8 protein-coding genes and 1 pseudogene are annotated in these 12,646 nt (G+C 56.3%); 6 read left to right on the top strand and 3 right to left on the bottom strand.

Annotated elements, in window-relative coordinates; translation table 11 throughout:
* Positions 1-276: 276 nt before the first annotated feature.
* A pseudogene (locus OOJ60_RS18390) lies at positions 277-333 on the top strand (type I toxin-antitoxin system Ibs family toxin); the annotation flags it as partial.
* A 101-nt stretch (positions 334-434) separates the two neighbouring features.
* Here the strand turns inward: OOJ60_RS18390 and yegD are convergent.
* Positions 435-1,787 carry a molecular chaperone gene (gene yegD / locus OOJ60_RS18385; protein ID WP_205613015.1) on the bottom strand — a complete coding sequence of 451 codons (1,353 nt, stop codon included), beginning with the start codon at positions 1,785-1,787 and terminating at the stop codon, positions 435-437.
* Positions 1,788-1,923: 136 nt separating this feature from the next.
* Between yegD and alkA the strand changes: the two genes are divergently transcribed.
* Positions 1,924-2,793 carry a DNA-3-methyladenine glycosylase 2 gene (gene alkA / locus OOJ60_RS18380; RefSeq protein WP_205613014.1) on the top strand — a complete coding sequence of 290 codons (870 nt, stop codon included), beginning with the start codon at positions 1,924-1,926 and terminating at the stop codon, positions 2,791-2,793.
* Here alkA and OOJ60_RS18375 read toward each other — a convergent pair.
* The gene (locus OOJ60_RS18375; RefSeq protein ID WP_205613013.1) at positions 2,761-5,733 is read right to left on the bottom strand and encodes a diguanylate cyclase domain-containing protein; all 2,973 of its coding nucleotides are present in this window, start codon (positions 5,731-5,733) and stop codon (positions 2,761-2,763) included. The two genes, alkA and OOJ60_RS18375, sit on opposite strands and share 33 nt — an antisense overlap.
* A gap of 259 nt (positions 5,734-5,992) precedes the next feature.
* Here OOJ60_RS18375 and udk point away from each other — a divergent pair, with 259 nt between their 5' ends.
* The 3 genes from udk to asmA all read left to right on the top strand — a co-directional run bounded on the left by udk (position 5,993) and on the right by asmA (position 9,182).
* Positions 5,993-6,634: a uridine kinase gene (udk, locus tag OOJ60_RS18370; protein WP_042284352.1), complete on the top strand. Its 642-nt coding sequence runs from the start codon at positions 5,993-5,995 to the stop codon at positions 6,632-6,634.
* 91 nt (positions 6,635-6,725) lie between these two features.
* Complete coding sequence (gene dcd, locus OOJ60_RS18365; protein ID WP_042284348.1) at positions 6,726-7,307, top strand: dCTP deaminase; 582 nt, start codon at positions 6,726-6,728, stop codon at positions 7,305-7,307.
* A 21-nt stretch (positions 7,308-7,328) separates the two neighbouring features.
* Positions 7,329-9,182 (top strand): outer membrane assembly protein AsmA, encoded by a 1,854-nt coding sequence (gene asmA / locus OOJ60_RS18360; RefSeq protein WP_205613012.1) that lies wholly within the window; start codon positions 7,329-7,331, stop codon positions 9,180-9,182.
* A gap of 69 nt (positions 9,183-9,251) precedes the next feature.
* Here the strand turns inward: asmA and OOJ60_RS18355 are convergent, their stop codons facing one another.
* Complete coding sequence (locus OOJ60_RS18355) at positions 9,252-10,835, bottom strand: TerC family protein (protein WP_060569279.1); 1,584 nt, start codon at positions 10,833-10,835, stop codon at positions 9,252-9,254.
* A gap of 674 nt (positions 10,836-11,509) precedes the next feature.
* Here OOJ60_RS18355 and OOJ60_RS18350 point away from each other — a divergent pair.
* On the top strand, positions 11,510-12,646 hold the full coding sequence (locus OOJ60_RS18350; RefSeq protein WP_042284340.1) for a polysaccharide export protein: 1,137 nt from the start codon (positions 11,510-11,512) through the stop codon (positions 12,644-12,646).

Raw genomic sequence — 12,646 nt, 5'->3', positions numbered from 1 at the left:
TATGAGTTTCTCATCCTGAAACGTTTCACGGAATGATACTAGTTTAGACAGCCATCAAGGGAGAAAAATGGAGGAATTATGAAACCCGGTACGGATTCATCCTAATGGCGGCGCGCTTTGCGAGACGTTACGCAACAATCGATAACGAAAAAAGCGCTGGCGGAAAATGGCGATAGAGTGGCGGCAAGGCGATGAAGGAGGTAAGCCACGAATTTCAGCATGACGCTGAAAAGGGAAAGCCCCTCCCGAGGAAGGGGCCAGAATAAGGAAAGGGTTATGATGAAGTCAGTCATCATACTGGTGAGACTCTTAGTCATGAGCTTCCAGGCTTACTCAGACACCAGGGGGAGGGGCGACCCTCCCTTACCCTCACTCCTGAAACTAAGCCACACCAACGCTCATGTCAATGCGTTAGCTTGCAGCCTGCGAGGCGGTTAGCGGAAAACAACTTCCGCCCAGCGCGCCAGTCCGGCGGTCACCGAACCAAAGTCATCGCCGCCGGCAATCGGAATGCCCGGCAATTGCCTCGCCAGCGCTTTTTTAATCAGCGGCGAGCGGGCGCTGCCGCCGGTCAGGTAGATCACATCCGGTTTCTCCTGAGCGTTATCCAGCGCCAGTCGCACCTGTTCCAGAATGCGCGTTAACGGTTGATCCAGCGCTGTTTCAAGCCCCTGCTGGCTGATGGCGGTCGCCAGTTCATCGCTGATAAACGGCAGTGTGGCGGTAAATTCTGACTGGTCGGAAAGGGCGATTTTGCACTCCTCTGCGCGGCGCGCCAGACGATGGCTCAACCGCTGACTCCAGACTTTCACCAGCAACGCCACTTTTTCCGGTTCGCGGGCATCGCGTACCAGCGTGTCCAACAGGCGACCGTTGGCACTGCTGTAAAAATCGCTCTGCGCCGGAACGTCGTTGATGGCCACGGCGTTCCACCACGGCAGCACCGGCAGGGCAATGCCTTTTTCGGTCTCGCCGCCCATGCCGAGTAGCGGCATCAGGTTTTTGAACGCCAGCGCGATGTCGAGGTCGTTGCCGCCAACGCGGCAGCCGCTGTGTCCGAGCAGGCTGGAACCACGGTCGGCGCGATGGTGCCATTGGGGTCCCATCAGCAGCAGCGAACAGTCGGTGGTTCCGCCGCCGATGTCCACGACCAGTACGCGTTTTTCTTCCTGCAGGGTGGCTTCATAATCCAGCCCTGCCGCGACCGGCTCGTACTGAAAGACCACATCCTGGAATCCGGCGCGGGTAGCGGCCCGCTGCAGAATGCCCTGCGCCTGACGGTTGGCTTCGTCACCGCCCAGCCCCTGAAAGTTGATCGGGCGACCAATGACGGCCTGGGTAATCGCGTCGGCAAGCTGATGTTGCGCCTGATTTCGGATGTGCAGCATCATGGCGCAAACCAAATCTTCAAACAGCGCAACCTGCTGTGGTTTGAGTCCGTTGGCGCCCAAAAAAGACTTGGGCGACTTAACGAAGTAGACCTCTTCCGGATCGTCAACGTATTGCGCCAGCGAAGACAGGCCGAACTGGACGCTGCCGCCGTGAACCTCGATATCTTCGTCGCGGTTGAAGCGGATCGCCCGGCGCAGCAGCGCCTGCGTCTCTTCATCCGGCGTTGGTACAGCGTGATGGCGGAACAGCCATTCGCTCACGGCTTCCCGGGTGGGCGCGCAGAGCATTGACGGTAACAGCGTGCTGTCGTTTTCCATTTTCAGTAACTGCGGCGCGCCGTCGCGCATGATCGCGACCGAGCAGTTCGCGGTACCGTAATCAAAGCCAATAAACACCTAATAAATCCCCATGCCAGTGAAGAAGGGGCGTGACTTTAGCGAAATGTCATCGCGCCGACAACTGGAATATGAAAGCAAGGCGTAACAATGGAATAGGGGTTATGCTCAGGGTTTGCAGAAAAAGGAGTGGGTGATGTTTTTCCTGAACTGGCAGCCGCCTTATGACTGGTCCTGGATGTTGGGTTTTCTCGCCGCTCGTGCGGTGAGCGGTGTGGAAATGGTCGGTGATATGCGCTATACGCGTAGCCTGGCGGTAGGGGAGCATCGGGGGATAGTCACCGTGGTGCCCGATGAACGGACGCATACGCTGGCGGTCACCTTAACCGGGGGGCTGCTGCCGGTAGCGGATGTCTGTCTGGAAAAAATGGCGCGGTTGTTCGATCTCGGCTGCGAGCCGACGAAAATCACCCGGGCACTTGGCGATCTGGGCGCGGCGCGTCCGGGGTTGCGCCTGCCCGGTTCGGTAGATGCCTTTGAGCAAGGTGTACGGGCAATCCTGGGGCAGTTAGTCAGCGTGGCGATGGCGGCAAAGCTCACTGCAAAAGTGGCGCAGCGCTATGGCGAACCGCTGGCCGACGCGCCAGGCTACGTCTGTTTCCCCGGCCCTGACATCCTTGCCGGCGCCGATCCGCTGGATCTGAAAGCGCTGGGGATGCCGCTTAAACGCGCTGAGGCGCTGATCCACCTCGCGCTGGCCGCGCGTGACGGGATACTGCCCACCAGCGCGCCTGAAGATGTTGAGTCTGGGGTGAAAGCGCTACAGGCGTTTCCGGGGATTGGACGCTGGACGGCGAACTATTTCGCACTCAGAGGCTGGCAGGCGAAAGACGTGTTTTTGCCGGATGATTACTTGATCAAACAGCGATTTGCGGGCATGACGTCGGCGCAGATCCGGCGCTACGCGGAGCGCTGGAAACCCTGGCGCTCCTACGCCCTGTTGCACATTTGGTATACCGACGGCTGGCAACCGTCAGTTGATGGCGAAGTAACTGGTATTCAGTAGCAGATCCAGAGGCTGGGCTTCCGTAATGATGTCGCCATAGATCTGGTCGATGCCGATACCCGACAGCGTATCCATGACTACCGCCGCCTGCACCGGACCGGCGATAGTTTTGCATCCCAGACGCTGGGCGTGACCGTGGATGATCGATACCAGCATTTCATCCATCAGGTTACTGTGGATGCTGGCGCTAAGCTCGCTGTCGAGCAGCAGGTAGTCGGCCATATTGGGGGCCAGCAGATTAAAGATTTGCAGGTCGCGCCCGATCTGGCTGAGGATAATGCGACAGCCCGCCTGACGAAGGGTCCGCAAGGCGGGCGCGGCTTCTTGCGCGTGGAGCAGCAGTGCTTCCGCCGGAATAATCAGGTGCAGCAGACGCCCCGGCAGCGGACTTTTTTCCAGCTGTTGCAGCAGTTCGTCTATCAGTGTCGCGCTGGTTAATCCGGCGACGGACAGCGGCAGGGCGATGCTCAGTCCTTTGTGCGCGACCGCCGGGGCGGCATGATGGAAAAAGGCATGAAAGACCCGCCGATCCAACGCATGATTGAGCGCCGGGTCTGCCAGCCCGGCGCGAAACGCCTGTTCTTCCATAACCTCGCCCTCGCTGGTCCACAGACGAAGTGAGATGAGCCACAAGCTGCGCGCTTCCGGAATACGCGGCGACGCGACGCCGCGGGCTAACATCAGCAGATGGTTTTCTTTTATCATGTGCCACTGTTCATCCAGCGACATCATGGCGCGCGGGTGCTGCGCCATTTCCTGCTGCGGCTCGTAGACGGTGACCTGACCGCGACCGCTATTTTTCGAGGCGTAACAGGCGATATCGGCCTGTGACATCACTTCCACCGGCTGGCAGTTGTCGTCGTCAATGAGGGTGATGCCCGCGCTGGCCCCAACCCGGTGCAGACGGCCTTCCCACATAAAAGGGTACTCGTTAACCGCGGTGATGAGCCGGGTGGCGATAACGCGCGCGCTTTCAAGATGACAGTCCGGCAACAACAGGCCAAACTCATCACCGCCCAGACGCGCCAGTACGTCGCCAGGACGAAGCAAACTGAGCATCAGTTGGGCGAGTTCGCGCAGTAACGCGTCGCCCGCGGCGTGACCGGCGCTGTCATTGACAGCTTTAAAACGGTCGAGATCGATAAATACCAGCGCATGATGCTGGTGGGTACTGCGCACCGTTTGCAGCAACTGCTTTAGCCGGGTCTCAAAGCTGGGGCGATTAGTCAGCTGTGTGAGCGCATCATGCGTGGCGCTGTAGCTCAGTTGGCGCAGCATCTTGCGTGACTCGGTGACATCCTGGATCACAAGAACCGAACCAATGTTCCCGCCGTCCAGCGTCGTGAGCGGAGTGATGCTGTAGTGAATATCGTAGCTGCCGCCGTTGCGACAGTGCAGCACCACGTCCTGTTCGATGGCCGAGCGGGACATATCCGCGCTGTAGATGTTTTCCATCAGCGGACCGTTATTGCCCAAGGTAATGTGCAGCACTGTCAGTAAGGGTACGCCGATGGCGTTCTCTTGCTGCCAGCCGCTCATTTTTTCAGCGACCGGGTTCATAAAGGTGATTTTCATATCGACGTCTACACAGATCACCGCCTCGCCGATGGAGTCGAGGGTAATGTGCAGCCGCTCTTTTTCCTGAAACAGCGCTTCATTCAGGCGCTTATTTACCCATTCCGTGTGTTTAAGATCGTTAATGTCTTCAATCTGAGCAATAAAGTAGAGCGGCGTGCCGTCAGTATGACGAACCAGAGAAACCGCCAGCAGCGCCCACACCACTTCACCGCTGCGGGTGTAATAGCGCTTCTCCAGCGAATAGCTGTTGATGTCGCCGCGCACCAGCATGTCGAGCTGCTCCAGATCGTTATGCAGATCTTCCGGCCAGGTCAGTTGCTGAAACGTGAGCGTGCGCAGTTCGTCCTGCGGGTAGCCAAGAAACTGACACAACGCTTTGTTGACCTGTAACCACTGTCCTTCGGTGCCGACCAACGCCATGCCGATGGCGGAATATTCCATGGCGTTACGGAAGCGTTCTTCGCTTTCCGTAATGTGTTTACGTTCCGCGCGAAACGCATACATCACCATGGTCATGATATTCGCCGGCAGCAGGATCATCAGGAACGGCAGCCACGGCAGATGCGTCAGCAGATTCACCTTCGGCGTAACCAGCAGCGACGGGTCGGCGGCCAGCATCAGTGAAACCACCATCACCGTGGCGAGAAAGACTAAAAAAGCTTCCATGCGCGGCAGGCGCACCGCGCTCCACATCAGCAACACGATGACGCAGGTAAACGGCCAGGGGACAAACTTCATCGCCAGCCAGCTTAGCACCAGCGTGACGATCAGCGTCAGCAACGTTTCCAGCAGCAGGCGAGGGTTGCGGTGGCGCAGCAGATAGTGTGGCTTAAACAGCAAGCCCAATGGCACCAGCGCCAGCGCGCCGATGGATTCTGACAGCACCCAGAACAGAAACGCCCGCAGCGGGGTATCGTGCGGAGACAACATCCAGACCAGCATCCCGCCGAGCAGTGGGGGGATCACCGCGCTGCCGAAGGCCAGACGGATCCAGTCGTTCAGATTCTGTAACGGGTTATACCCAGGCAGGAGCTTGCGCAGCAACAGCGCGCCTGTTGCCGCTTCAATAATGTTTATCGCCGTATAGGTAAAGTTGAGCGCGCCCGGGGGAAACAGCACCAGCGAGGCGCCAATACTGCCCAGAGAACAGGCGAGGGCGATGCCCGGCCACATGCGACCGGCATGGCGGTAAAAAGCCACCATCATGATGGAGGTAGGAAACCACAGAGGCGCTAACGCATTGCCGAACTGGGATAATTCCAGTGAAAAGAGCGTAAAAACAAACGCCGCCAGACCTAAACTGACGAAGCGCAGCAGAGGGTGCGGTAAGGGAACTAAAACATGTTGGGTTGGTTTACTCATTACCCTATCCGAATAGCCGGGAACGTCGAAGCACGCCAGGACGCGTCAGTGTGAGTCTGTGTTTATGCTAGTACAAACTTTTTACCTTTTATATCCCGGCTGCGCATAATTTGCCGTCAATCCAGAAGTCATCAGGGCGCAGGGACGGGGCTGGCGTGACGTTTCGCCGCGATGCATCTTGTCTGAATTTGTGTATAATTGCCGGCGTTTGACGCTCCGGCGTCTCCCTTCCTTACAGGTTATTCAGGTCGCTAAATTTATGACTGATCAGTCTCATCAGTGCGTCATTATCGGTATTGCTGGCGCATCGGCTTCTGGCAAAAGTCTTATTGCCAGTACTCTTTATCGTGAATTACGTGAACAAGTCGGTGACGAACATATCGGCGTGATCCCCGAAGACAGCTACTATAAAGATCAAAGCCATCTGTCGATGGAAGAACGCGTAAAAACCAACTATGACCATCCCAACGCGATGGATCACAGCCTGTTGTTTCAACATCTGCAAGCGCTTAAGCGCGGCTGCGCGATTGAACTGCCGGTCTACAGCTACGTCGAACACACCCGCATGAAAGAAACCGTGCGCGTGGAGCCGAAGAAAGTCATTATTCTGGAAGGCATTTTGCTGCTCACCGACGCCCGTTTGCGCGAAGAGATGAACTTCTCTATTTTTGTCGATACACCGCTGGATATCTGCCTGATGCGCCGCATCAAGCGCGACGTTAACGAGCGCGGGCGTTCCATGGATTCCGTGATGGCGCAATACCAGAAAACGGTGCGTCCGATGTTCCTGCAGTTTATCGAGCCATCCAAGCAGTATGCGGATATTATCGTGCCGCGCGGCGGGAAAAACCGCATCGCCATCGATATTCTGAAAGCGAAAATCAGTCAGTTCTTTGAATAAGCCCTGCGAATTGTGTACCGTTCAGTGATAACCTGGTTTGCCCTTGCGACACAATGCGTTAAGGGCCTGCTGCACGAAAGGAGAAAGTGCCATGCGTCTGTGTGACCGAGATATTGAAGCCTGGCTTGATGAAGGCCGTTTGTCGATCAACCCGCGTCCGCCTGTGGAGCGTATTAATGGCGCGACGGTGGATGTGCGCCTTGGCAATAAATTCCGTACCTTCAGCGGCCACACCGCAGCATTTATCGATTTAAGTGGGCCAAAAGATGAAGTCAGCGCCGCTCTCGACCGCGTAATGAGCGACGAGATTGCGCTGGCCGACGGCGAAGCGTTTTATCTCCATCCGGGCGAACTGGCGCTGGCGGTGACCTATGAGTCGGTGACCTTACCCGCGGATTTAGTCGGTTGGCTGGATGGCCGCTCCTCCCTGGCGCGTCTTGGCTTGATGGTACACGTGACCGCCCACCGTATCGATCCCGGCTGGTCCGGCTGTATCGTGCTGGAATTTTATAACTCCGGTAAACTGCCGCTGGCGCTGCGCCCCGGCATGTTGATCGGCGCGCTGAGCTTTGAACCGCTTTCCGGTCCGGCGCTTCGCCCCTATAACCGTCGCGAAGATGCCAAATATCGCGATCAGCAGGGCGCGGTCGCCAGCCGGATTGATAAAGACTGAGTCTGATCCACTGAGGATAGCATGAGACGATTTCTGACGACGCTGATGATTTTGCTGGTCGTGCTGGTGGCCGGCTTTTCTGCGTTAGTAATGCTGGTCAACCCGAACGACTTCCGTACCTATATGGTGCAACAGGTCGCGGCGCGTAGCGGCTATCAGCTACAGCTGGATGGCCCATTGCGCTGGCACGTCTGGCCTCAGCTCAGTATCCTCTCCGGACGCATGGCGTTGACGGCGAAAGGCGCCAGTGAACCGCTGGTGCGCGCCGATAACATGCGGCTTGACGTTGCGCTGTGGCCGTTGCTTAGCCATCAGCTGAGCGTCAAGCAGGTGATGCTCAAAGGCGCGGTGATTCAGCTCACCCCGCAAACGGAAGCGGCGCGCAATGAGAACGCGCCGGTGCCTCCTAAAGACAATAACTTACCGGACGTCGCGGAAGATCGCGGCTGGTCGTTTGATATCGCCAGCCTGCGGGTAGCCGACAGCGTGCTGGTGTTCCAGCATGAAAATGATGAGCAGGTCACCGTTCGCGATATCCGCCTGCAAATGGAGCAGGATGCGCAGCATCGCGGCGCTTTTGAGTTTTCCGGGCGGATTAACCGCGATCAGCGTGATTTGAATCTGGCCTTAAACGGTACGGTGGATGCGTCCGACTATCCGCATAACCTCTCTGCCGGGATCCAGCAGCTTAGCTGGCAGCTCCAGGGAGCCGATCTGCCGAAACAGGGGATTCAGGGACAAGGACAGCTTCAGGCGCAGTGGCAGGAAGACGCGAAATTACTCTCGTTCAGCCAGCTTGACCTGACCGCGAACGACAGTACGCTGACCGGAAGCGCCCAGGTGACGTTGACGGAGCAACCGGCCTGGCGCATTAACCTGAATTTCGGCAAGCTGAATCTGGATTCCATTATTCCGCTGTCGGAAAACAGCAGCGGCGCTAACGGCGGTGGCGAGCAGGGCGTGACGTCATCGTCTCTGGCCCGACCGGTCATCGCCAGCCGGGTCGATGAACCGGCCTACCAGGGGCTGAAGGGGTTTTCCGCGGAGATCGCGCTGAATGCGGAGAGCGTATTATGGCGCGGGATGAATTTCTCGGCCGTTTCGACGCGAATGACGAATCAGGCCGGCGTGCTGAAAATCGCGCAGCTCGAGGGCAAGCTTGATGGCGGCACGATTTCACTGCCCGGCACGCTGGATGCCAGCGCTGACACTCCGCGCGTGGTGTTCCAGCCGCGTCTTAATGATGTGGAGATAGGCACGATTCTAAACGCGTTCCATTATCCCATTGCCCTGACCGGTAAAATGTCGCTGACGGGCGATTTTTCCGGCGCGGACATTGATGCCCATGCGTTTCGCCATAACTGGCAAGGCCAGGCGCGCGTCGAGATGCGCGATACGCGGATGGATGGCATGAACTTTCAGCAGTTGGTTCAGCAGGCGGTGGAGCGCAGCGGCGGCGACGTTGAGGCGATGCGTAATTACGATAACGCCACCCGTCTCGATCGTTTCGTCACTGACCTGACGCTCGACCACGGTAAGCTGGGGCTGAACAGCATGGAAGGCGAATCCTCTGTGCTGGCCCTGACCGGTAAAGGTACGCTCGATCTGGTCGGAGAGTCGTGCGACACGCAGTTTAACGTTCGGGTGCTCGGCGGCTGGAAAGGGGAAGGTAAGTTGATCGATTTCCTGAAGAACACGCCGGTGCCGCTGCGGGTTTACGGTAAGTGGCAGGCGCTGAATTATAACCTGCAGGTTGATCAAGTGCTGCGTAAGCATGTCCAGGATGAAGCGAAACGTCGTCTCAATGACTGGGCGGAGCGGAACAAAGATACCCGCGACGGCAAAGACGTCAGGAAGCTGCTGGATAAGCTGTAAACCGCCTCTGGCGAGTCCCTTTTTGTAAGGCCGGACAGGGCGCGAAGCGCCGCTGTCCGGCGATTGCCACTACGCGTCGTATTCCCCGTCTTCGTCCGCGCGTAACGGAATCAGTTGCACCTTCTGTACGCGATGACTTTCTACCTGTAGCGTTTTCAGCAAGTAGTCGCCCACCTGAACCTCCTCACCCTCTTTCGGTATACGCTGCAGATATTCCATCAACAGGCCGGCGATGGTGTGATACTCGCGTTTCTCATCGAGCGGCAGGGGAACGTATTGCACCAGATCGTCCAGCGGCATATGACCGTTTGCCGTCCACGAACCGTCCTGATTTTTCTGAATATCATGGCGGGCGTCGATCTCTTCCACTTCGTTCGGCAAATTACCGGCAATGGTTTCCATCACGTCGCTCAGCGTCACAATCCCTTCGACAGACCCAAACTCGTCAACCACAAAGGCAAAATGCGTGCGGGCGTTGCGGAACTGCTCCAGCGCCGGCAGCAGCGGGAGCGTTTCCGGGAACACCAGCGGCTGGCGTACCAGTACCCGCAGGTTGAGCGGCTCTCCACGCAGCGACTGCTGGAGCAGATCGATAACGTGCACCACGCCAAGCAGATCCTCCTGGTCATCTTCGCCGGTGACCACCAGTCGCGTATGCTGGTTTTTTTCGAGCAGGGCGCGGATATCCGCCTCGGGCGCGCAGAGATCGATATGCTCGATATCATGGCGCGAGGTCATAATGCTGCTGACGGTGCGCTGGTTCAGGTTGAGTACGCGCTCAATCATCCGCCGCTCCTGCGGGTTGAAAATTTGCGTGTCGTCATGATCCACCAGCATCGAGGCTGTTTCCGCGTCCAGTTCGGCATCCTCTTTCTTCCCGCTTAACAGGCGCATCACTGCTTCGGTCGTTCGCTGGCGCAGCGTATGGTTTGCGGAAAGAAAGCGGCGGCGGTTAAAGATAGCCAACTGGTTCAGGGCTTCAATCATCACCGAGAAGCCGATGGCGGCGTACAGGTAGCCCTTCGGAATGTGGAAACCAAAACCTTCCGCCACCAGGCTAAAGCCGATCATTAACAGGAAACTCAGACAGAGAATGACGATGGTCGGGTGGCTGTTGACAAAACGGGTCAGTGATTTGCTGGCGAGCAGCATCAGCGTAATCGCGATAATCACCGCCGCCATCATCACCGCCAGGTGATCCACCATGCCGACGGCGGTAATGACCGAATCGAGCGAGAAGATGGCGTCCAGCACCACGATTTGCGCCACCACGCCCCAGAATTTAGCCCCTTTGCGTTGGGTGGGGTTGTCGCTGTCTTTCCCTTCCAGCCGTTCGTTAAGCTCCATCGTGGCTTTAAACAGCAGGAAGAACCCGCCGAACAGCATGATCAGGTCGCGCGCGCTAAAGCTTAAGCTCTGAACGCTAAAGAGCGGCTTCGTCAGGGTGACCAGCCAGGAGATTGACGCCAGCAAGAGCAGGCGCATCAGCATCGCCAGAATCAGACCGGTGATGCGCGCGCGGTCTCGTTGCGCGGGCGGCAGTTTTTCGGCGAGGATGGCAATAAAGACTAAATTATCAATGCCAAGGACCAGCTCGATCACCACCAGCGTGACGAGACCGGCCCAGATTGACGGATCGGCAATCCATTCCATAGTAAGCGTAAAACCCTTCGTTATATGACAATTGTCACAATTCGATCATGGATAAAGCTGGCGGAAAATGCAATGCCAGAGCGGGATTTATCCTGCTTTTGTATTTCTTCCCACCCGTAATAATAACCTTAATGTTTCTGTTGGGAATAAATTCTGGATTAAAAACAATTTCGGATATATCGCAGGGTCGGTGGAATATATGCATTTTGTCAACATCAAGTAATTCCTAAAAATGCCGCTTTATATGACTTAATATTAATCTTAAAAAGACAAAATAGCAGGCTTGTTGCCTTGCCTGCTAATACGTTAGCTGTAACAATTCTTCCAGCGTTAATGAGGTGTGAAGAAATATATTGACCGGCATCGTTAATCATTAATCGCCGACATTCTTATTACCTTACGTATTTCTCTGTTGTGGCAGGAGAAAAATCACGAGGTTTGCAAAAATCTAACTTAATCAGTGTATTGGTAGCTAAAAAGCCAAGGGCGGTAGCGTGCCTGAACGCCTGATGACGAGTCTGCATTATTCTGTCAATAGCTTACGGATGAATTCAAATTTTTTAGGACTGATGCCAGTTAAATTTCTTTTCAATTAACTGCAATGTAAATGTGTACGGCGAAGTCGCTATTTAAATTGCACAGGATAATTACTCTGCCAAAGTGATAAATAATCAATGATGAAATCCAAAATGAAATTGATGCCATTATTGGTGTCGGTAACCTTGATAAGCGGTTGCACAGTACTTCCGGGCAGCAATATGTCTACGATGGGTAAAGACGTGATTAAACAGCAGGACGCTGATTTTGATCTCGACCGGATGGTGAATGTGTATCCACTCACCCCACGACTGGTTGAGCAATTGCGTCCGCGGCCAAACGTGGCGCAGCCGAATATGTCGCTGGACCAGGAGCTTGCCAGCTATCAGTACCGCGTCGGGGCAGGGGATGTTCTGAACGTGACGGTATGGGACCACCCTGAGCTGACAACGCCAGCGGGGCAGTACCGCAGCTCCAGCGACACCGGCAACTGGGTGCAGCCGGACGGCACGATGTTTTATCCCTATATCGGCAAGGTTAGCGTGGTGGGGAAAACACTCGCAGAGATCCGCAGTGATATTACCGGGCGCTTAGCGAAGTACATCGCTGACCCGCAGGTGGACGTTAATATCGCCGCGTTCCGTTCGCAAAAAGCCTATATCTCCGGCCAGGTGAACAAATCCGGCCAGCAGGCGATCACCAACGTGCCGCTCACCGTACTGGATGCGATCAACGCCGCAGGCGGCCTGACCGAAGACGCCGACTGGCGCAACGTCGTGCTGACCCATAACGGCAAAGAACAACGGATTTCCCTGCAGGCGCTGATGCAAAACGGCGATCTCAGCCAGAATCGCCTGCTGTATCCGGGCGACATTCTTTATGTTCCGCGCAATGACGATCTGAAAGTGTTTGTGATGGGTGAAGTGAAGAAACAGAGCACGCTCAAAATGGACTTCAGCGGCATGACGCTGACCGAAGCGCTGGGCAACGCCGAAGGTATCGATCTGACCACCTCCAACGCCAGCGGCATCTTCGTGATCCGTCCGCTGAAAGGCAAAGGTCCGGGCGGCAAGATTGCCAATATTTATCAGCTCGATATGTCTGATGCGACCTCTCTGGTCATGGCGACGGAATTCCGTCTGCAGCCTTATGACGTGGTGTATGTCACCACCGCACCGGTTGCGCGCTGGAACCGTCTGATCAATCAGTTGCTGCCGACCATCAGCGGTGTCCGTTATATGACGGATACGGCCAGCGACATTCACGCCTGGTAA

Source organism: Citrobacter sp. R4 (genome assembly GCF_026719175.1).
GTDB classification, from domain to species: Bacteria; Pseudomonadota; Gammaproteobacteria; order Enterobacterales; family Enterobacteriaceae; genus Citrobacter_A; species Citrobacter_A sedlakii.
The sequence above is the reverse complement of the archived record's forward strand: the minus strand, read 5'-3'. Positions and strand labels throughout refer to the sequence as shown.